The organism is Pseudomonas sp., assembly GCF_035554175.1.
Lineage (GTDB): Bacteria > Pseudomonadota > Gammaproteobacteria > Pseudomonadales > Pseudomonadaceae > Aquipseudomonas.
Map to the genome: position 1 here is coordinate 145,935 of NZ_DATMIV010000050.1, position 23,373 is coordinate 169,307.

The 23,373-nt window shown below is 64.4% G+C and carries 5 protein-coding genes; all 5 read left to right on the plus strand.

The features are described 5' to 3' along the window. Positions 1-277: 277 nt before the first annotated feature. Genes VNV36_RS22165 through VNV36_RS22185 form a run of 5 tightly spaced genes read left to right on the plus strand, consistent with a single transcriptional unit; the run spans position 278 to position 23,369 of the window. Positions 278-9,286: a non-ribosomal peptide synthetase gene (locus tag VNV36_RS22165; protein WP_325720553.1), complete on the plus strand. Its 9,009-nt coding sequence runs from the start codon at positions 278-280 to the stop codon at positions 9,284-9,286. After that, a complete protein-coding gene (locus tag VNV36_RS22170) occupies positions 9,283-13,395 on the plus strand; it encodes a non-ribosomal peptide synthetase (protein WP_325720554.1) in 4,113 nt (1,370 codons plus the stop codon). The genes VNV36_RS22165 and VNV36_RS22170 overlap by 4 nt, the downstream gene beginning before the upstream one ends. Beyond that, a complete protein-coding gene (locus VNV36_RS22175; RefSeq protein WP_414705533.1) occupies positions 13,395-22,490 on the plus strand; it encodes a hybrid non-ribosomal peptide synthetase/type I polyketide synthase in 9,096 nt (3,031 codons plus the stop codon). Before VNV36_RS22170 ends, VNV36_RS22175 begins: the two co-directional genes overlap by 1 nt. After that, positions 22,487-23,170, plus strand: coding sequence for a hypothetical protein (locus VNV36_RS22180; protein WP_325720558.1), 684 nt, complete (start codon positions 22,487-22,489; stop codon positions 23,168-23,170). Before VNV36_RS22175 ends, VNV36_RS22180 begins: the two co-directional genes overlap by 4 nt. Next, a complete protein-coding gene (locus VNV36_RS22185; RefSeq protein ID WP_325720560.1) occupies positions 23,163-23,369 on the plus strand; it encodes an MbtH family protein in 207 nt (68 codons plus the stop codon). The genes VNV36_RS22180 and VNV36_RS22185 overlap by 8 nt, the downstream gene beginning before the upstream one ends. Positions 23,370-23,373: the final 4 nt, after the last annotated feature.

The following is a 23,373-nucleotide window of genomic DNA, read 5'->3' on the forward strand; positions in this document are numbered from 1 at the left end:
TGCAATCGTCGATGCAATGAACGGGGCGACGTCTGTCGCCAATGATGCGGCCCACTTTCCAGGTGCCTGCGCCGACCGCGCGGCGGTGTTTTTCTCCAGCCTGTCTCCCCCCGAATTTCTGCGTGTGCCCGCGTTCAACGCGAGTCTGCACGCGCGCGCCGCGCCATCCTGCTGAATTCGAATGACCGTGCCGGCATCTGATGCCGGGGCCTGACTGGCGGGGCATTTCTGTCCCGGCCTGATCACAAAAATAAAGTGTCATGGACGGTAGCCTCCGATGCTCGATAACACTTCCTTGCGTGGGACGAATCCCGCGCAGCCCGACGTTTGCTCCTTGAAACCGTTCGATGCAGACCTGTGCGTGCACGGTCTGTTTGAGGCGCAGGTGCTGCGCAACCCCGAGGCCGTCGCCGCACGCTGGCAGCAAGAGGCGCTCAGTTATCGTGAACTGAACACCCGCGCCAACCGGTTGGCCCATCACCTGCGCAAGCTCGGGGTCGGGCCGGACGTGCGAGTCGGACTGTGTCTTGAGCGTTCGCTGGAAATGCTGGTCGGCGTACTCGCGGTGCTCAAGGCCGGCGGCGCCTATGTGCCGCTGGACCCGGCGTATCCGCAGGCGCGGCTGGCGCACATGCTGGCCGACAGCGCACCGCCGGTGGTGCTGACCCATGGCCAGGCGCGCGATGTTTTGCGGGCGGCGCTCGAACAGTCGGCGACTGCACCCGCGATATTGGATCTGGCCGACGCCAGTGATTGGGCTGCGCTTGCGGCTGACAACCTTGATCCTCACGCGATCGGCCTGACACCCCGTCACCTGGCTTACGTGATATATACCTCCGGCTCCACCGGCACCCCGAAAGGCGTGATGGTCGAGCATCGCGGGCTGGTTGCGGTGAGTGCTGACTGGGCGCAACTCTATGAGTTGGGCGAGCCGATCAACCACCTGCAAATGGCCGGTTTTTCCTTCGACGTGTTCAGCGCCGACCTGATCCGTGCGCTGGGTTTTGGCGGCACGCTGGTGCTGTGTCCACGGGACACCCTGATGGATCCGCCGGCCCTGTATCGCCTGATACGTGACGCGCGTATCGGCTTTGCCGACTTCGTGCCGGCGCTGCTCAATCCACTGTTGGCGTGGGTCGAAGAGACCGGCCACGACCTGTCGTTCCTGCGCACCGTGGTCTGCGGCTCCGACATCTGGACCGCCCACAGCGCCCGGCAATTACGCAGGCTCTGCGGTGAGCAGGTGCAGATCGTCCAGGCCTATGGCGTGACCGAGGCGAGCATCGACAGCACCTGTTTTGAATTCACCGAAGGCAGCCTGATCGACGCGGTGCTGCCCATCGGCCGGGCACTGCCCAATACCCGGATTTACCTGCTCGACGCTGACGGTGTACCGGTTGCCGAGGGGGGCGCCGGTGAACTGTACATCGGTGGGGCCGGCGTGGCGCGCGGTTATCTGAACCTGCCGCAACTGACCGCTGAGCGTTTCATCGACAGCCCGTTCGTGGCGGGCGAGCGTCTTTACCGCACCGGTGACTTGGCGCGCTATCGGGCCGACGGCCAATTGGAATTCCTCGGCCGCAACGATTCCCAGGCCAAATTGCGCGGCCTGCGTCTGGAGCTGGGGGAAATCGAAACCCGGCTGGCGGACATTCCGGGCGTGCGGGAAAGCGTGGCGTTGCTGCGCCAGGACAGTCGCGGTGAACCGCGTCTGGTGGCCTACTACTGCGAAAAGCCAGACTCAACGCTAAGCCCGCGCTCGTTGCGTGAACAGCTGCAAACCAGTCTGCCGGACTACATGGTGCCAAGCGCCTTCGTGCGTCTCGATGCGTTGCCGCTGACCGCCAACGGCAAGGTCGATCGGCCAAACCTGCCGGCGCCGGACGTCGAGGCGTTCGATCAGCAGGAGTATCAGGCACCACAAGGCCCGCTGGAAACAGCGCTCGCCGCAATCTGGGCGCACGTGCTCGGCGTCGAGCGGGTAGGGCGTCAGGATCAGTTCTTCGCCCTCGGCGGTCACTCGCTGCTGGTGATGCGCGTGCTGGCGCAGGTTCGTCATGCGCTGGGGCTGGAAGTGGCGGCTTCGACGCTGTTTGCTGCACCGGTTCTGGCGGAGTTCGCCGAACGGCTGCAAGCCAGTCAGGCGGCGGCTCGTCCAGCCATCACAACCCTTGAACGCTCGGGCGCGCAAACGTTGTCGTCTGCTCAGCAGCGGCTGTGGTTTTTGGCGCAAATGGAGGGTGGCAACGCCGCCTATCACATGCCGTTGAACCTGCGTTTGCGCGGTTCGCTGGACGTGGCGGCGCTCGAACGCAGCTTCAATCAACTGGTAGCGCGCCATGCGGCGCTACGCACGACGTTCATTGCCGTTGAAGGGGAAGGGCGGCAATTGGTTTCGCCGCCTGCGCACGGTATCCGGCTGTCGGTGACTGACGTGCAGGGGCACGATGCGCAAAAACGCCTGAGCCGCTTGATCGACGAGGAAGGCGCCAGACCGTTCGATCTGAGCCGGGGCCCGCTGATGAGGGTGAACCTGGTGCGGCTGGCGGCGGATGACCATGTGCTGTTGCTGACCCAGCACCACATCATCTCCGACGGCTGGTCGATGGGCGTGCTCACCCGCGAGCTCGGTCAGCTGTACGCAGCGGCGTTGCAGGATCGCGACGATCCGCTGCCGCCATTGCCGGTGCAGTACGTGGATTACGCCGTGTGGCAAAAACAGTGGCTGTCCGGTGACGTGCTGGAGCAGCAAAGCCGTTACTGGCGCGAAACCCTCAGCGGCGCGCCGGTGCTGCTGGAGTTGCCGACCGATCACAAGCGCCCGCCCGTGCAGGATTACCTCGGCGGCTTTGTTCCATTGGTCTTCGACGAAGCTTTGACCGCGCGATTGAAAGCCTTGGGCATGCAGCAAGGCACCACGCTGTTCATGAATTTGCTGGCCGGTTTTTCGTTGTTGCTGTCGCGTCTTTCCGGGCAAAGCGACGTGGTGATCGGTGTGCCGTCGGCCAACCGTCCACAGCAGGAACTGGAAGGGCTGATCGGTTTCTTCGTCAACACCCTCGCGCTGCGCCTGACTCAGTCCGGGACGCCGTCAGTGGCGCAATGGCTGCAACAGGCGCGGCGAGTGGCGCTGGAGGCTCAGGAACATCAGGACCTGCCGTTCGAGCAAGTGGTGGAATTGCTCAATCCGCCGCGCAGTCTGGCCCACAGTCCGTTGTTCCAGGTGCTGTTTGCCTGGGAGCAGGATCAGGATTCCGACCTGCTGCTGACCGGGCTCGACGTTACGCCGGTCGAGAGCAGCCATCACGTGGCCAAGTTCGACCTGCAACTGGCCCTCAGTGAGCGTGACGGGCAGATTGTCGGCGGTCTGGAATATGCCTCGGGCCTGTTCGAACGCGGCACCGTCGAGCAGTTCGGCGAGTACCTGCGTCGGGTGCTGACGCAGATGGTCGAGGACAGCGAGCAGTCGCTGGCGGCGATCAAGCTGCTGAACGCCGAGCAGCACCAGCAGATCGTTCATGACTGGAACCGTACCGCGCGAGATACCGCGTCGCTACCCGGCTGCGTGGTGCGTTTCGAAAACCTCGCCCGGCAAACACCCGACGCCGTGGCGTTGCTCGCCGACCGTGAGCAACTGAGCTACGGCGAACTGAATCGCGCTGCCAACCGCCTCGCGCGTTACCTGATCGAACAAGGCGTCGGCCCCGAACATCGCGTCGGCCTGTGCCTGGAGCGTTCGCCGCAAATGGTCATCGGCCTGCTGGCGATCCTCAAGGCCGGCGCGGCATATGTGCCGTTCGATCCGGCTTACCCGAGCGAGCGTCTGGCGTTCATGTTCAGTGATGCAGCGCCTACCTTGCTGCTGACGCAATCGAGCCTGATGGCCGGGCTACCGGCTAACGAGGCGAAAATCTGCTGCCTGGACACTGACGCATTGCAATGGGCGCAACACCCAACGGATGATCCGCAGGTCACGGTGAGCCCGGAACACCTTGGCTACGTGCTCTACACCTCCGGCTCCACCGGACGCCCCAAAGGCGTGGCCCACAGCCGTCGTGCGCTGGACAACCTGATCACCTGGCAACTCGATCAGGCCACGACACCGCAGCGGGTGCTGCAATTCGCCTCGCTGAATTTCGACGTCTCGTTCCAGGAAATCTGCAGCACGCTGTGCCAGGGCGGCAGCCTGTTGCTCATGACCGAAGACAGTCGCAAGGACCTCGCCGCGCTGCGCCCGACCCTGGTCTCCGAAGGCGTGCAGCGGGCGTTCCTGCCGTTCGCTGTATTGCAGCAACTCGCCGGTTTGACCGAGGCCGATGCACCGATGCCGGCCGGTGGTTGCGAGATCATCACCGCCGGTGAAGCCCTGCAAATCAATGACGAGCTGCGTAGCTTTGTCCGTGGGCTCGGCGGCGCGCAGTTGCACAACCAGTACGGGCCGACCGAAACCCATGTGGTCAGCCAATTCAGCCTCGATTGCAACGAGGCCGAATCCTGGCCGGACGCGCCGCCCATTGGCCGCCCCATCGCCAATGCGCGGCTGTACGTGCTGGACGAATATCTGAATCCGGTGCCGGTTGGCGTGGCGGGCGAGTTGTACGTCGCTGGCGCTTGCCTGGCCCGTGGCTATCTGAACCGTCCGGACCTGACCGCCGAACGCTTCCTGCCGGACCCGTTCAGTGCCGAGCCGGGCGGGCGGATGTACCGCAGCGGCGACCTCGCAAAATTCCTGGCCGACGGCAACGTACAGTACCTCGGGCGCATCGACCAACAGGTGAAATTGCGCGGTTTCCGCATCGAACTCGGCGAGATCGACAGCCTGTTGCATCAACAACCCGGCGTGCAGGAAGCCGTTGTTTTGCTGCGTGAGGACGTGGCCGGGGACAAACGTCTGGTGGCCTATGTGGTCGGCACCGCGACCCCTGAATGCCTGCGTGCCGAACTGCAACGCCAGTTGCCCGAACACATGATCCCGAGTGCCTGGGTTCGCCTGTCGCAATTGCCGCTGACCCGCAACGGCAAGCTCGACCGCCAGGCGCTGCCAGCGCCGGAACGCAGCGCCGGGGCGACTTACGAGGCGCCGCGCAATGACATTGAGCGTCAGATGGCCGAGATCTGGGCCGAAGTGCTCAAGTGCGAAAGGGTCGGCATCCACGACAACTTCTTTGACCTCGGCGGCCACTCGTTGCTGGCGACGCGGATGATCTACGCGATCAACCAGCGCATGGGCGCACAACTGTCCCTGAGCAGCCTGTTCCAGACCCCGGTGTTGCTGGATCTGGCGGCGCAGGTGTCGCGTGAAGAGCAAAGCGTTGAACCGGCATTCATCCAGATCGAGCCGGATCACGGCAATCGACATGAACCGTTCCCTCTGACCGATATCCAGCAAGCCTACTGGTTCGGTCGCGAGGCCACGGTCAGTCTCGGCGGCGTCAGTGCCCACGGCTACGAAGAACTGCGCATTCCCGAATTCGACGCCGAGCGTTTCGAGCGTGCGCTGAACCGCATGATCCAGCGCCACGACATGCTGCGCGTGGTGTTCCTCAGCGACGGCACACAACAGGTGCTGGCGCAGGTGCCGACCTACCATATGCCGCGCAGCGACCTGCGCGGGTTGCCCGCTGATGTAGCGCAACGCACCCTTGAGGCGACCCGCGAACGCCAGTCCCATCAGGTCCTGGATGCCAGTCGCTGGCCGCTGTTCGAGTTCAGCCTGTCGTTGCTCGATGACGGCATCACTCATCTGCACATCAGCCTCGACGCGCTGATCGTCGACGCCGCGAGCACGCAGATTCTCGCCCGCGAACTGATGGCGTTCTACGTCGATCCGACGCTGGAACTGACGGAACCAGGCCTGGCCTTCCGCGACTATGTACTGGCCGAACAGCAACTGCGCAATGGCCGCCGCTACGAGCAGGCGCTGGGCTACTGGCGTGAGCGGGTGACCACTCTGGCCCCGGCGCCGGACCTGCCGCTGGTGCGCCAGCCGGAAAGCATCGCCAACCCGCACTTCACCCGCCGCGACCGCGACATGTCGGCGGCGCAGTGGACGCAGCTCAAAGCCGTGGCCAAACAGTTTGCCGTGACGCCGTCGGTGATGCTGTTGACCGCGTTCAGCGAAGTGCTGGCACTGTGGAGCCGCACGCCGCGTTTCACCCTGAGCCTGCCGCTGTTCAACCGTATGCCGCTGCATCCCGATGTAGACGAAATCATCGGCGACTTCACCTCGCTGGTACTGCTGGAAGTCGGCATCGACGGTTCGCAGAGTTTCACCGACAAGGCTCGCGCGGTGCAGGCGCAACTGTGGCGCGATATCGACCATTCGGTGGTCAGCGGCGTGCGAGTACTGCGCGAATTGTCCCAGGCCCGGGGCGTACAGCAGACAGCGATGCCGATCGTGTTCAACAGCACGCTGTCGGAAGCGGCGCCGGAACTGGCCGAGTTCAATCTCGCCGACGCGTTGAATGCCAGGCACATGCACAGCATCACCCAGACCCCGCAAGTGTGGCTCGACCACACGTTGCTGGAGCTGGAAGGACGGCTGTTGTTCAACTGGGACAGCATCGACGAACTGTTCCCGCAAGGCATGATCGAGCAGATGTTCGTCGCCTATAACCAGCTGCTCGACAGCCTGTGCGAGCCGGCAGCCTGGGGCGCGAACACGCCACAACTGCTGCCGCAGGCACGCTTGCCGGCACCGGTCGACAACCAGCAAACGCTGCCGTTGATGCACGACTTGTTCGAACGTCAGGCCCTCGCCACACCGGATGCACTGGCGGTAATCGGTGCGCGACAGCTGACGTACGCCCAGCTTCGCTTTGAGGCGCGGCAACTCGGCGCCCGACTGCAAGCGCAGGGCGTGCTGCCGAACCGCTTGGTCGCGGTGGTGATGGAGCGCGGTTGGGAGCAAGTGGTCGCGACCCTGGCAATTCTGTATGCCGGTGGCGCTTACCTGCCTATCGAGCCGACTCAGCCGGCGGAACGGCTGCGGCATATTCTGGAACGGGCCGAGGCGAGTCTCGCCCTGACCCAACCGGCGCTGCTCGACAAAATCGAATGGCCGGCGCAGGTCACGGCCATCGCGGTGACCGATGAAGTCTCAAACGCTGTAATGCCACTGCAACCGGTGCAGGTGAACGAAAGCGACCTGGCTTACGTGATCTATACCTCGGGCTCCACCGGCCAGCCGAAAGGCGTGGTGATCGACCATCGCGGCGCGGTCAACACGCTGCTCGACATCAACCGACGCTTTGCCGTCGGCCCGAGCGACCGCGTATTGGCGATTTCGTCGCTGAGTTTCGATCTTTCGGTCTATGACTTCTTCGGCACCCTCGCCGTGGGCGCGGCGGTGGTCATCCTCGAACCGCAACTGTCACTTGATCCGGCGCACTGGCTGGCGTTGATCGAACGTCAACAGGTCAGCGTGTGGAACTCGGTGCCGGCGCTGCTCGGCATGCTGGTCGAGTACGTAGAGGGCGAGGGCGGTGCTTTGCCCGCCAGCCTGCGGGTGGCGATGCTGTCCGGTGACTGGATTCCATTGACTCTGCCCGAGCGGGCCTGGGCCTTGCAGCCGGACTTGCAGTTGATCAGCCTGGGCGGTGCCACCGAAGCGTCGATCTGGTCGATCTGCTACCCGGTGCAGCATGTCGATCCGGCGTGGCGCAGCATTCCCTACGGCAAGGCCCTCGATCATCAACGCTTCTACGTGCTGGATGAAGCGCTGCAGGCGCGCCCGACCTGGGTCGCGGGGCAGCTGTACATCGGCGGTATCGGTCTGGCGAAAGGTTACTGGCGCGATGAAAAGCTCAGCGCCGGCAGTTTCTTCGATCATCCACTGACCGGCGAGCGGCTGTATCGCACCGGCGACCTGGGGCGCTTGCTGCCGGACGGCAACATAGAGTTCCTCGGTCGCGAAGACAATCAGGTCAAGGTCCAGGGCTATCGCATCGAGCTGGGCGAGATCGAAGCCGCGCTCAATCGCCATCCCGGCGTGCAGAGCGCGGTGGTGCGGATTTTGGGCAGCACGCTGGGCGAAAAGCGTCTGGCGGGCTATGTGCTCAAGGCCGATCCGGCGTTGCAGGCCAGCGATTTCAGCGCGTACCTGAGCGACAAACTGCCGGCCTACATGATTCCGCCGTCGTTCACCTTTGTTGAAGCGTGGCCGTTGTCGTCCAACGGCAAGGTCGACAAGAAACGCCTGCCGGAACCGGAGCAGATCGAGGAACAAGGGCCGGCGCTCGAAGTCGAGGGCCCACAGGAGCAACGGCTGGTGGAAATCGTGCAGGGCGTGCTCAAGCGCGATTCCATTGCCGCCAACGCCAATCTGCTGAACCTCGGCGCGACTTCGATCGATATCGTCAGGATCAGCAACGCCTTGTCCGGCGCCTTGCAGTTCCGCCCGCACGTGGCGCAACTGCTGGCCCAACCGACGTTGCTGCATCTGCTTGGCATGTACCGCCAGAACCGGGCGCGGCAGGATCTGCTCGGCAATGTTCAGCAGGCTCCAGAGCCGGTGCAGGACATCATCGAAGATCCCCGGCAGCGGGCGCAGTTCAAGGCCGAACAGCGCGGACGCCGCGACTTCGCTCAGACCCTGCCGGCGCTGGCGCTGGACCTGCCGCAAGACCCGGCCTTCGCCCGACGTTTGAGCGATTACCGCTCGGTGCGTCAATACGATCGGCAACCGATCGCCACCCAGGCCTTCGCGCACGTACTGGCGGCGATGGCTCAAGGGCAACTCGACGGCGAGGTGAAATACCAGTTCCCGTCGGCGGGCGGGTTGTACCCGATTCAGGCGTACCTCTACGTCAAGCCGGATCGCGTGCTCGGCGTGCCCGGCGGCGCGTATTACTACGATCCCCGCCAGCATCGTCTGCTGGCGCTCCAGAGCGGAGCACTCGACCCGGACACCTACGACTATTTCGTCAATCGTCCGGTGTACGAGAACGCCGCGTTCTCGCTGTTCTTCATCGCTGACATGGCGGCGATTCGTCCGTTGTACGGCGAGCGCAGCCGCGACTTCTGCCACATCGAAAGCGGCGCCATGGCCCAGTTGCTGAGCATGACCGCCGTCGAGCACGGCCTGGGCCTGTGCGGCATCGGTTCGGTCGAAGAACAGCAACTGACCACGCTGTTCGACCTCGGGCCGAGCCATGAATTGATCTACTCGATGATCGGCGGCCTGCGCACGGCCGATGAACAACACCGCGCGTCAGTCGAGGCGTTTGCCATCGAGCCTGTGATCGCCAGCCTGGACGATGAAGACATGGAGGAGTTCGAAGTATGAATGCCGATCAATTGCTGGGGTTGTTCGCTCGCTATGGCGTGGTGCTCGAGGTGGACGGTGACAAGCTGCGCTGCAAGGCGCCGCGCGGGGTTCTCACCGAAGAACTGACCCAGGCGCTCAAGCGTCACAAGCAGGAGCTGATCACCTTGCTCGGCGGGCACGATGACGCTGGGATTCCCCGTCGTGCCGGCGCTAACAGTTCCTGGCCATTGTCGTTCTCGCAACGGCAACTGTGGTTTCTTGATCAACTGGAACCCGGCAACCCGTTCTACAACGTGCCCACGGCGGTAACGCTAAAAGGGCAGTTGAACGTTGCGCAGCTGGAAAGGGCGCTCAACCAACTGGTGGCCCGCCACGAAGTCCTGCGCACGACGTTTTGCAGCGTGGACGGTGAACCGCGTCAGGTGGTGCATTCGTCGATGCCGCTGTCGTTGTCAGTGACGGATCTGCGCCAATTGCCTGCCGACGAGCGTGTGCAACAGGTGCGAATCACCGTCGAACAGGATGCCCGGGCGCCGTTCGATCTGGCCACCGGTCCATTGCTGCGGGCGTCGGTTCTGCGCGTGGCCGACGATGAATACCTGTGGCTGTACAGCGTGCATCACATCATCGCCGACGGCTGGTCGATGGGTGTGATCCTGCACGAAGTCGCGACACTGTACGGCGATTATCTGCGCGGCCAAACCGTGAGCCTGGCGCCGTTGCCGGTGCAATACGCCGATTACGCTTGCTGGCAGCAACAGCGGGTGGGTGGCGCGGCGCTGGACGCGCAGCTCGATTACTGGCGCCGCACCCTGGACGACGCGCCGCTGTTATCGACTTTGCCCGCCGACCGGCCGCGACCGCTGGTGCAGCGCTATGTCGGGGCCACGTTCAGTTCGTCCGTCGATGGCGGCACCTTGCGTGAACTCACCGCGCTGGCCCGGCAGACCCAGGGCACGCTGTTCAACGTGTTGCTGGGCGCATTGGCGGTGCTGCTGTGGCGCCACAGCGGTCAGCAGGATCTGTGCATTGGCACGCCGTTCGCCAATCGCAATCGCCCGGAAGTCGAGCCGCTGATCGGTCATTTCGTCAATACGCTGGTGCTGCGTCAGCGCCTGAATCCGCAGCAGACCTTCGCTGAACTGCTGCGTGACGTGCGGGGGCAGATGCTCGACGTCCACGCCCATCAGGACGTGCCGTTCGACCGCGTGGTCGAGGCCGTCAACCCGCCGCGCGATCCCGGTCATTCGCCGTTGTTCCAGGTGATGCTGGTGCTGCAGAACACGCCGGGCAACGCGGTGCAGATGCCTGGCCTGGAACTGGCGCCGTACGGCACCAGCAGTGCCACGGCCAAGTTCGATCTGGCATTCGAATGGGTCGAGCGGGCAGGGCGGCTGGACTTGCTGGTGGAATACAACACCGACCTCTACGACGTTGCGACCATCGAACGCCTGAGCGGGCACTACCGCCACTTGCTCGAGGCGATCGCCGCCGACGCCAAGCAACCGATCAATGCCCTGCCGTTGATGAACGAGGCTGAGCGTCAGCAGGTGCTGGTCGACTTCAACCGCGCCGCGCCACTGACGCCAGCGGCGCCCTGCGTGCATCAACTGGTCGAAGCGCAGGCGGCGAGCAACCCTCAGGCCTGCGCAGTGGTGTTCGAGGGTGAGTCGCTTGACTACGCCGAACTCAATGCCCGGGCCAACCGCCTGGCGCGGCACTTGCGCACCTTGGGCGTCGGCCCGGAGGTGCGCGTGGCGGTGTGCATCGAGCGCTCGCTGGAATTGCCGGTCGCGTTGCTGGCAGTGCTCAAGGCCGGCGGCGCCTACGTGCCGCTGGATCCGGATTATCCGTTAGGGCGCCTGAGCCATATGCTCGGCGACAGCACGCCGGCGGTGCTGTTGACCCTCGGCTCGGCGCACGGAATCTTGCGGCAGGCCGTGCAAGGCTCGACCTGGGAAGCGCCGATTCTCGACCTCGAAAAAGATGCCGCGAGCTGGGCGTCGTTGCCGGCGGACAATCTTGATCCGCGCCATGTCGGCGTCACCCCTGACCACCTCGCCTACGTGATCTACACCTCGGGCACCACCGGTTTGCCCAAGGGCGCGATGGTCGCCCACCGTGGCTTGAGCAACCTGCTGCTGTGGTGTTTGCAGGTCTGCGGCGAAGCGGGGGCGATGCTGCACAAGATTCCGTTCGGTTTCGATGCCTCGGCGTGGGAGACCTTCTGGCCGCTGGCAACCGGCGGGCGGCTGGTGATCGCGCGGCCCGGCGGGCATTACGAACCAGCGTATCTGGCGCGCGAGGTGCGCGAACGGAAGGTCACGGCGCTGGTGTTCGTGCCGGCGATGTTGCAGCTGTTCCTGGAGGTCGACGAGGTCAGCCAGTGTGCGTCGCTGACTGACGTATTCAGCGGCGGCGGTGAACTGCCACCGGCTCTGGCCCGGCGCTTTCAGGAGCGCCTGCCCTATGCGCGGCTGCACAACGTCTACGGCCCGACCGAGACTACGGTGATCAACAGCATCTGGACCCTGGAGCCCGGCGCCGAGGTGCCGGCCCGGCAGCTGCCGATCGGCCGGCCGATTTCCAACAACCGTTTTTACGTGCTCGATGAGCGCGACCAGCCGGTACCGGTGGGCGTGACCGGGCATTTGCACATTGGCGGCGTGGGCGTGGCCCGTGGCTATCTGGGGCTGGAGCAGCTCAGTGCCGAACGCTTTATCGACAATCCGTTTGTGACAGGCGATCGGCTCTATCGCAGCGGCGATCTGGCGCGTTATCGCCCGGACGGTCAGCTGGAATTTCTCGGTCGCAACGACTTTCAGGTCAAGTTGCGCGGCGTGCGCCTGGAACTGGGCGAGATCGAAGCCCGACTCGAAGGGTTTCCCGGCATTCGCAGCGCCGTGGTGCTGATGGTCGGCGAAGCAGCGCAGGATCAGCGGCTGGTGGCCTGTTGCGTGGTGGCCGAGACCGTGGACGAAGCAGCGGTGCACGCCCATCTGGCGACGACACTGCCCAGAGCGGTGATCCCCGGCAGCTATCTGTGGCTCGAGGCGCTGCCACTGACCGCCAACGGCAAGCTCGACCGAACCGCGCTGACAGCACTGGCGGATGAAGAGATGACCAACCGCCAGGTCAACCTGAGCAGCCCGCGCGATCACATCGAACTGGCGTTGTACCAGATCTGGAAAAGCCTGTTGCTGGCGCCGCAGATCGGCATTCGCGACAACTTTTTCAATGTCGGCGGCACCTCCATCGCCGCGATCAAAATGGCCCATGAAATCAGCCAGCAGTTTGCGGTCGAAGTGCCGGTGCGCGTGGTGCTCAGCTACCCGACCATCGAAGCGCTGGGCGGCTGGCTGCGGGTCGGGGCCAACCCGGCGCTGGCGCAGAGCAACCTGATCGAATTCCGTCGCGGCAGCGGCCAGCACAACGTGGTGTGCATTCACCCGGCGGGCGGCACGGCGTTCTGTTACCTGTCGCTGGCCAAGGTGCTGCCGGATACAACCGGCGTCTACGGCGTGCAATCGCCGGGGCTGAATCCGGGGGAGAGCGCCGAGCCGACGGTCGAAGCGATGGCCGTGGCCTACTTGCGCCAGATTGAGCCGCTGACACAGCAACCGCTGATCCTCACCGGGTTGTCGTTCGGCGGCCTCGTAGCCTATGAAATGGCTCGACGGTTGACGGCGGCGGGGCATCGTCAGGTGACGGTGGTGCTGCTTGACACTCAGGGTAGCGACGACCCCGGTTTCCGCGAGCAGATCGGCACCGTGGACATGGCCGAGTTTCGCGACAAACTGGTGCGCTTCAACGGCATGTACCCCGGCATCGAAGACGCCCAGGTCGAGCGCTATTTCAACATCTATAACCACAACCGGCTGGCCATGGCCGCTTATGAGTGCGCGCCGCGCGCCGGTCGTGTGGTGCTGATCCAAGCGCGGGAAGATTTCAGCCGCCATCAGTTGCATGAACTGCGCGGCTTCTGGCGTCGGCGCGCGGGCAGCGGTTATCTGGCGAAACTGGTCAGCGGCGGGCACTGGGACATGCTCGAAAGCGCGGAAATCCACCGGGTCTCGCAAATAATCCGTCGGGAGCTGCAACGCTTCGACGCGCAGGAGGCGAAATGATGAGTGCGTCCAAGGACATGCCGTTGCTCGCGCGCTTTGCCGAGCAAGTGGCGCGTAATCCGCAAGCCCCGGCGGTGATCGATCAATCGGTCACGCTGACTTACGCCAAACTGGCCAGCGCCAGCGAACGCATCGCCCGAGGGTTGCTGGCACGCGGCGTCGAGCCCGGCCAATCGCTGGCGTTGTGCATGCCGCGCTCTTGGCAATGGTTGGCAGCGATTCTCGGCGCGTTGAAGGTCGGCGCGGTGGTGGTACCGCTGGATCGGGCCAGCCCGCGCCAACGCCGGGAACTGATGCTGGCGGATGCGGCGTGTATCGGCCTGATTACCCTGGATGAAGAACCGTTGTGGTCGCCTTCACTGTGGCAAACCAGCGTCGAGGCCTTGCTCGATCAGCCGGACGCTGCGCCGCAAACACTGGCCGAAGACTTCGCCGAGGTGATGTTTCTGTTCTACACCTCGGGCACCACCGGCACGCCGAAAGCGGTGGAGGTTGGCGAGCGCGGCTTGCTGCGGCTGGCGTCCACCGACGGCTATATCGAGATTCGCCCGACGGACCGGTTTGCCTGCCTGTCCAACCCGGCGTTCGATGCGTGCAGTTTCGAACTGTGGGCGCCGCTGCTCAACGGCGGTTGCTGCGTGATGATCGCTGACGAGGACGTGCTGGATGCGCGCCGACTGGCCGAGGTGCTCGAGCGCACGCAGGTCGACAACCTGTTCATGACGGTGTCGCTGTTCAACACCTTGATTGCCGAGTGGCCGTCGTGCTTTTCCAGCGTGCGTCAGGTGCTGATCGGCGGTGAGCAGATCAGCGCTGCCGCTGTGCGCGGGTGGTATCGGGCCAACCCTGAGAGCCGTTGCCGGATCTTCAACGTCTACGGCCCCACCGAATGCACCACGTTTGCCCTGTGCTGGCCGATCAGCCGCGATTTTGCCGGTGACGCCGCGCCCATTGGCCGACCGTTGCCGGATACCGGCGTGCAGGTGCTGGATGAGCTGCAACGTCCGGTGTCGGCAGGCGAGGTCGGCGAGCTGTATTTGAGTGGCAGTGGTATCGCCCGTGGCTACCGCAACCGGCCCGAAGAAACCGCCCGCCAGTTCGTCCGTTTGCCCAACCTCGACGGTGGCGCGCAGGTGCATTACCGCACCGGCGATCTGGTGCGGCGCAATGCCGAAGGCTTGATCGAGTACCTGGGGCGGGTCGATCGGCAGGTGAAGATCCGGGGTTTCCGGATCGAGCCGGGGGAGGTGGAGCAACGGATCCTGGAGCATCCGGGCGTGGCGCAGGTGTATGTCTGCACCCGGCGTCAGGCGGCGGAAGATCATCTGTTGCAGGCATTCATCGTGCCTCGCGGGGATCTGGACTATCACGCCTTCGAAAACCATCTGCGGGCACAACTGCCGCCTTACATGCGGCCTAATCAGCTGTTCCTGCTGGAGCGCCTGCCGCTGACGGCCAATGGCAAGATCGATCGTGATGGCTTGCTGGCCCAAGGGTTGAGTCCGTGGCATCCAGCCCTGACGGCTACGGATAACGAAAACGCATCACCGGCGCTGGATTGGTTGCTGAGTCAGGCCCGTTCGCTGCTCAGCCAACCCGCTCTGAGTGCGCAGGACGATTGGCTGGGCAGTGGCGGCGACTCGCTCAAGGCGATGCGTCTGCGTTCGGCGATCCGTGTCCGCTGGCAGCAAGAGATCGCGATCGATACGTTGCTCAACGAGCCTTTCTCGTTATTGGCCGCACAACTGAGCGGTGAAACGAACGGCGCGTCGATCTACCCACCCGCGCCTCCGATCAGCAGCGCCAAACGCCTACCGGCCACCGCCGAACAGCGCCGCCTGTGGCTGTTGCAACAACGCTCGCCGGCCTCGACCGCCTACAGCGTGCCGCTGATTCTGCATCTGGCGGCAGGTGTCGAAGTCGCGGCACTGGCCGAGGCTTTGGGGCGTCTGGTGCAGCGTCATCCGGGGTTGCGCACGGCATTCGTGGCGGGTGCCGATGGACTGGATCAGGTAATCGCCGAGCAGGGCTCGACCTGTCGCACCTTTGCGGTCGGGCATTTCACCGAGGACAACTGGCAGGCCTTCGCCGAGCTGGTGTTCGCCGCGCCGTTCGACCTGACCACCCCGAAGCTGTTTCAGGCTTGGCTGTTGCCGTTCGCTGATGGCAGCTGCCGGCTGTTGCTGAACCTGCATCACATCATCGTCGATGGTTGGTCGGTGAACCTGCTGTTCGACGACCTGGCGCAGCTTTACAGCGATGTCCTGCAAGGCCGCGACAGCCTGCAACCCGCGGGCCGCTTGACGACGCTGGAGTTTGGCCAATGGCAGCGCCAGTGGAGCGTCGATCCGCATTATCGCGACCAGCGCCGCGCCCTCGCCGAGTTGCATCGCCGTCAGGAAGAACCATCACCTGCATTGATGCCAATGCGCGAAATCAGCCCCGACGCCCGGTTGCACCGCGAACCCTTGGGCACCCTGCGCAGCGCGGCCCTCGAACGCTTTTGCACTCAACAACGGCTGACCCGTTTCGAAGTGCTGTTCAGCGTCTTCGCCTGGAGCCTGTACGCCCTGACCGGGTGCGAGCGGCCAAGGATCGCCAGTCCGGTGTCCAACCGGCCACTGGCGGAGTTCGAAGACACGGTCGGCATGTTTGCCAACACCGTGCTGATCCCGACCGCCGTCGAGCAGGCATCGACCCTGCAAGAACAGTTGCGCAAGCAGACCGCCACGGTGCGCGAGGTGCTGGCGTTGCAGGACGTGGCGCTGGCGGATCTGGTGGAAGACCTGCGGCTGTCGTCGAGCCCGTTACTGTTCGATTTCATGTTCGTGCTGGAGAACACCGATTACGCAGCGCTGGCCGATTCGAACCTGCACGCGACGCTGCAATTCAACCAGCACTTGCACGCCAAGTGCCCGCTGACGCTGTTGATGGTGGGCAGCGGGTCGCAACTGGAATGCTGGTGGGAATATCAGTGCAGCTACTTCGATGGCGAACAGATGCGCGCCGTGAATGCGCTGTTTCGCCGAGGCCTGGACCTGTTGCTGGAAACCCCGGCGGCCAATCTCAACGATTTGCTCGGTCCGTATCGACGTGGTCTGCCCCCGGCCAGTGAGGGCCCTCGGACTGCGCTGCCGTTCAACACACTGGCGGAGGGGTTCGAGCATCAAGTGCATTGCACGCCGGAGGCGGTTGCGCTGGTTCAAGGCCAGCGGCGCCTTACCTACAGCGAACTGAATGCGCTGGCCGATGCTCTGACGGCAAACCTGATCGAGCACCATCCGTTGCCGGCCGGTAACGCGCCATTGCATGTCGTGCTGTTCCTCGATGCCTCGGTGGAACACATCGTCGCCTTGCTGGCGCTGGCCAAACTCAATCTGACGGCCGTACCGCTGGATCCTGCCTATCCGCTGGCGATCCAGCGTCAGGTGCTGGAACAGGCGCAACCGCATTGCGTGCTGTTCAGCGATATGACGAAGTCAGTGCTGGATGACCTGAACGCCGGACGATTCGCCACTCATCGGGTCGATCTGAGCGCCAATGCCGTTACGTTCGAACGTCCACGCCACGCTGGCGAACGGCCGCTGTACACGCTGTTCACCTCCGGATCGACCGGCACGCCCAAAGGTGTGCAAGTGTCGGAGCGCACCCTGTGCAATCTGCTGCAATGGCAGCGCACCGAAGGGCAGTTGCCGGCGGAAGCGGTAACCCTGCAGTTCTCGATGCTGTCGTTCGATGTGTCGTTTCAGGAGATTTTCAGCACCCTGTGCGGCGGCGGTTGCTATCACCTGATCACGCCGCGCTGGCGTCAGGACGCCGAGGCGTTGCTGGAGTACATGGTCGAGGCGCGGATCGAGCGCCTGTTTCTGCCGTACGTGGCCTTGCAGCATCTGGCGCAAACCGCCGTGGCCCGAGGCATTTACCCTTCGGCGTTGCGCGAGGTGATTACGGCCGGCGAGCAACTGCTCTGCACCGATGCGCTGCGCAACTGGTTCGGCGGCATGCCGCACGCCTCGCTGTTCAACCATTACGGCCCGACCGAAACCCACGTGGTCAGCGCCTTGCGCCTGCCGCCCGTGGCGCGGGACTGGCCGTTGCGCGCGCCGATCGGCCATGCCGTTGGCAATGCGCGGCTGTTGCTGGTCGATGAGCATGATTGCCCGGTGCCCAACGGCTGCCGTGGCTACCTGCTGGTGGCCGGGCCAATGGTTGCCCGTTGCTACCTGGCTGATCCTGCGCTGAACGCTGCGCGGTTCGTCGAGCTGGCAGATGGCTGTTTGTATTACCGCACCGGCGATCTGGCGTGGGCCGATGCCCTGGGCTGCCTGCATTATCTGGGACGTGACGATCAGCAGATCAAACTCAGCGGCCATCGTTTGGAACTGGGTCAGATCGAGTCGGCGCTGATGCAGGTGCCGGAAGTGGTCAACGCGGTGGTGGCGGTGCAGGCCGATCCACCACGGCTGATCGCCTGGCTGCAGCTCGAAGGCGAACCTGCGACAGCCGGTGAGCTGGATCGTCAGGTCGCGCGGCGGCTGCCGGCCCATGTGCGAATCGATGAATACCGACGGATCGACCTCTGGCCACGCACGCCCAGCGGCAAGATCGACCGCAAGGCCTTGCCCAATCTGGGCGAGGCTTTGGAGCGGCGCAGCACGCCACAACCGGTTGTTCAATTGACCGCGCTGGAACGGCAACTCAGCGAGTTGTTCCAGGCCGTGATCGGACGGGACATCGAACCGGAGCAGACCTTCTTCGAGGCCGGCGCCACCAGCCTCGGCCTGATGCGTTTGCATGGCCGTTACGCCGAAGAACTGCAGCACAAGGTGACAATGGCCGATCTGTTCGAACACGTCACGGTGCGGCGTCTGGCTGCGCACCTGTCGACGGCGCCGGTGGCAGCGGCGGAGCGTGTACGGCAGGCCGATGCAGGCCATCAGCCGATGGCGATCATCGGCTTGGCGGTCAATGTGGCCGGGGCGCAGAACCTGTCCGAATTCTGGGCGATGGTGCAAGGCAATCGGCTGGGCATCGAGCACTTTGCCGCCGACGAGGGGCTGGTCGGCGCCCGCAGTCAACTGGCGGGCATGCTCGATTTCGATCCCGAGTACTTCGGCATCAGCCGCCAGGAAGCGCGCCTGATGGACCCGCAACAGCGGCATCTGCTGATGGCGTGCGTACAGGCCCTGCAACACGCGGCCATCGTCCCGTCGGCGGATGGTCCGCGCATCGGACTGATCGCCAGTTGCGGCGAAACCACATACTTTCAAAAGATGCTGCGCGAAACCGCCGAGGACGATCTGCCGGACGGCTTCCAACTGGCGCTGCATCACGACAAGGATTTTCTGGCGACCAAAGCGGCGTATCACCTGGACCTCAACGGCCCCGCCCTGAGCGTGCAGGCTGCTTGCGGCAGCTCATTGATCGCCGTGCACCTGGCCAGTTCGATGCTGCGCCAGGGCGACAGTGACGTGATGCTTGCAGCCGGGGTGCTTATCGACCCGACGCTGACCGAGGGCTACCGGCACCGCTCGCAGCACATTTTCTCCGCCGACGGTTTGTGTCGTCCGTTCAGCGACGACGCCAGCGGCACCCTTGGCGCCAGCGGCTACGGCGTAGTGGTGCTCAAACCGCTGGCCAAGGCGCGGGCCGATGGCGACCGGATCTACGCGCTGGTCGAAGGCTCGGCGTTGAACAACGATGGCCGGGCCAAGATGAGTTACACCGCGCCGTCGGTGGCGGGGCAGAGCGCGGTTATCCGCGATGCCTTGAACCGGGCCGGATTGACCGGTGCCGACATCGGCTACATCGAGGCCCACGGCACCGGCACCTTACTGGGCGATCCGATCGAGGTCGCGGCGTTGACCAAGGCGTTCGGCGAGGCGCCGGCCGGCCAATGCGCGCTGGCCTCGGTGAAAAGCCAGATCGGTCATTTGGGTGCGGCGGCGGGGGTGGTCGGGCTGATTCGCGCCAGCCTCGCGGTGTTCCATGGCGTACTGCCGCCGAACCTGGGTTTTGGCCGGATCAACCCGCAGATCGACCTGGAGCATTCGCCGTTTTATGTGCCGACCACGTCCCGGCCATGGCCGCAAGGGCGGCGGCGACTGGCCGGTGTCAGCAGTTTCGGGATCGGCGGGACCAACGCGCATGTCATCGTTGGTGCTGCGCCTACGGCGCAGGAGAGTGTCGAGGAAACGTTGCCGCTGCTGATGATTTCTGCGCATAGCCGGGTGGAGTTGCTGCGCGATGTCGCGACGATTCGCGAATATCTGCAAACCCATCCTGAGGAGCGGACCGCATTGCTGCGGCACTTGCAGTCAGGTCGCCGGCAACTGCGCTGGCGCTTCGCGATGGTCTGCCAGCCGGGTGACGACATTCCATTGCAGCCGACAGCGATCAAGGAAGTCACCGTTTCGAGCGCGCAACTTAAAGTCATTGATCAATCGCCGCAGGAGCTGCTGGAAGCTTGGTACGAAGGCGCGAATATCCAGTGGCCACAACGCTCGGCACCGCCGCCCTGGGATTTGCCGCCGTCGTCGTTCGATCTTCAGCCGTATCGTTTCCAGCCACCTGTAGCTGTTCAACCTGATGCGCCAACCCTTGAGCGACAACCGCTGGCGGACTGGTTCCACCAGCGACAGTGGGTGCGCACCCGTCGCCTGAGCGCGACAGCGGCGGCGGAATCCCGTGAGGTGCTGATTCTGTGCAGCCATGAAGCGCCGGACTCGACGTTGCTGGCGAGCCTGGACGTGGTGTATCGACGGGTGATTCAGGTACGCACTGGCAATGGCTTCAAGCGCCTGAGCACGGACCGTTTCGAACTTGATCCGCTGGACACTCAAGCCCTCAACCGTTTGCTCGCTGAGGTCGCAGAACCTGCACTCGGCGAGCTCGATTGGCTGCATGCCTTGCCGCTGGCGGTGTCTGGCGCAGTCAACGAGCAATCGCTGGATCTGGCGCAGTGGGCCTGTCTGGACACGGTCAGTGCGCTGATGCAGGCCTGGGGGCAAACCCCGCGCACGACCCTTCTGCGGTTGTGGTTGATGTCGTGGCAGGCATGCCCGGTGAACGGCGAGGTGCGACGGCCCGAACTGGCAGCGCTGGCCGGCATCACCGAAGTGGTGCCGCAGGAATACCCGGTGCGTTGCCACTGGCTGGACTGGCCGGCATTACCACTTGAAACCCACGCCGGCGAGTTGGCTGCGCTGCTTGGCGATCCGGCTTCACTGCCTCGGCGAATGGCGGTGCGCGATGGTTATCTCTGGCAGCCACGTTTGATGCCTCAGCCATTGACCGGCCCGGCAACGACATCGGGGCTTCTGCCGGAAGACGGCACGTTCCTGGTGCTGGGCGGCAGCGGCGGCATCGGCCGGACCTTGTGCGAACACCTACTGCAGGCACCTACCCGCCGGGTGGTGCTGCTCTCGCGTCAGGGGCAATTGCCGGCGTCACTGACGGCGTACGCGTCGCGCATCGACTGCATCAAAGCGGACATCGCCGACCTGCCGCGCTGGCCGCAGATCCTCGATCAACTGGCCGTTCGTTATGGTCGCCTGAGCGGGGTGATTCATGCGGCGGGCGTCGGCGCAGGCAGCCTGATTCGTCACCGCGATGCTCAGCAAATGGCCGAGGCCATGGCCGCCAAGACCCGCGGCATGCTGGCGGTCGAGGCCTTGATCGAGCACCTGGCGCCGGGTTTTGTCCTGTACTGCTCGTCGATGTCAGCACTGTTTGGCGGCGCGGGGCATCTGGACTACGCAGCGGCCAGCGGGGTGCTCGACGGCTTCACCCACTATCGCCCGAACGCGACCGACGCTTGCCTGCGCTTGGGGATCAACTGGGACATCTGGCGCGACATCGGCATGGCCACCACCAGTAATGGCGGGGACGCTGCACATCTGGAGCATCTGACGGTTGGCCTGTCCGCCGAAGAGGGCTGTCGGGTGTTCGATCTGGCGATGGCGACGCAGTTGCCGCAGCTGTTGATCTCCACCACCGGCATTGACACGGCGCGGCGGTTCTATCCGGTTCGCCATGGTGCCGTGGCCGCGGTGGTCGAGGCACCGAAGGGCGTGGACCTGTCGACGCGCCTGCGTGAGTGTTTGTGCAAGTGGCTCGGTGTGGCCGAGCTGGAGGACGACGATTCGCTGTACGACTTGGGCGCGGATTCGCTGACGCTGCTCGACCTCATCGACGAACTGCAAGCGGCCACTGGTGAGGTATTCCAGCTGTCGCAATTCAGCCACAGGGTCAGCCTGAGCGAAGTGCTCGGGCTGGTGTCGACCGCCACGGTTGAAGAGGCGTCCCCCGCTGCACCGCACGGCTGGCACGATGCGGTGCGGATTGATCAATGGCATGCCGGTGCCGGCCGCGATTGGCTGTACCTGATTCACCCGGTGGGTGGCGATGTTCAGGCCTATCGGGAACTGGTGTCGGCACTGCCGGCGGAGCTGGGCGTGTGCGTGATCGCCGACCCGGCGTTGCGCGTGCCGCAGTTGCCGAACATCAGCGTGGACGAACGTGCACGCCGGTATCTGGAGGCCATCAAGGCTCACCTTCCGCCAGGCAGCGCCTGGCGTCTGGGAGGCTGGTCATTTGGTGCATGGGTGGCGCAGGCGCTGAGTCATCAGGCCCGGGTCGACGGCTTCAGGCAGCCGTTGCTGTACCTGATCGACCCGCCCGCGCCGGATGCCGGTGCGGAACTGGCCGGCATCGACGAACAGACGATCGAGCAGGTGTTCCAGCGCGAGTTTGCCCAGCGCTGGCCCGAGGTCGAAGGGCAGGGCATGGCCGAGGAACGTCAGGCGTATCTGCAACGGCTGACGGTGTGCTGTCGCAACAACATGACCAGCATGATCGACTTCCAGCCGCCGGCGCTGGCGACCACGGCGGTGCGACTGTTCATCGCCGGGCACGCCAATCCTTACGGGCTGGGCAACGCCTGGAACCAGGACGACCTGCAACGCAATTGGCAGGCCTTGCTGCCGCAGTTGCGCAGCTGGCAAACCCTCGACACCGATCACTACGGCATCGTGGCGGGCCGCTGGGCGCGGTTGCTGGCCGAGGTGATCGGTACGGATGAGCCTGCGCCATGAATGATCCGATCTTGATGCCGCGATGGTGGCTGGCCTTGACCAAGGTGTTGTGCGAAGCCGATTCGAACACGGCCTTGCGCTTGAGGCAATGGCGGGGTCAGGTGCCGTTTAAGCTGTTTCATCTCTGGCAGGCCGACGTGGTCATGCCGATGCTCTGCGAAGCCTTGCCGGAACATCAGCAGGCGCTGCTCGGGTTGCGAAGCCTGCATCAGCGAGCGGCGCTTGGCCTGATCGGGCGTCAGGGCGAGTGGCGGGCCACGCTCAAACCGGTGTTGCTGGCGCTGTACCGCAAGGCCTACGCCTACGACGCGGCGTACGCCAAGGCCCACGCCAGTGCGATGACCTACGGCTTGGCACCGGCCAACAGCGCCATGATTGCCGAACACTTCGGTGATGCCGAGGCGTTCGCTGAGTACTACGCGCAACTCAATACCGAGGCCGCCGCCACCGCGTTTGCCCAGGCTCATGCCAGCGCCAATGCCGAGGTGTCGGCCCGGGCCTTTGCGGCCGACGATGCAGACACCTGCGCGCAGATCTGCGGGGCGTCCGTGCGGGTTTACGTCGGGGCCTGCGCTTCGAGTGACGAACAGCGACATGCCGTATTCAACCATCTCGCCGCCGGGCTCGACCGGAGTCTGGCCACGCTGCAATCCCGTTCAACAGGAGAACGACATGAATGACGCACACCTGCAATTCGATGTGGTGATCAATGCCCAGGGTCAATATTCCCTGTGGCCGGCGGGCAAGCCGATGGCCGCCGGCTGGAACGAGGCGGGGATGCGTGGCGAACGCCAGGTCTGCCTGGATTACATCAACGAACACTGGATCGACATGCGCCCGAGTTCGCTGCGCGAGCAGTCATCGGCGTCGTTCCAATAGAAAA

Bases quoted from the DNA above. Each gene is read 5' to 3' on its own strand.
- VNV36_RS22165 (WP_325720553.1), top strand. From the start codon at position 278: ATGCTCGATAACACTTCCTTGCGTGGGACGAATCCCGCGCAGCCCGAC.
- VNV36_RS22170 (WP_325720554.1), top strand. From the start codon at position 9,283: ATGAATGCCGATCAATTGCTGGGGTTGTTCGCTCGCTATGGCGTGGTG.
- VNV36_RS22185 (WP_325720560.1), top strand. From the start codon at position 23,163: ATGAATGACGCACACCTGCAATTCGATGTGGTGATCAATGCCCAGGGT.
- VNV36_RS22180 (WP_325720558.1), top strand. From the start codon at position 22,487: ATGAATGATCCGATCTTGATGCCGCGATGGTGGCTGGCCTTGACCAAG.
- VNV36_RS22175 (WP_414705533.1), top strand. From the start codon at position 13,395: ATGAGTGCGTCCAAGGACATGCCGTTGCTCGCGCGCTTTGCCGAGCAA.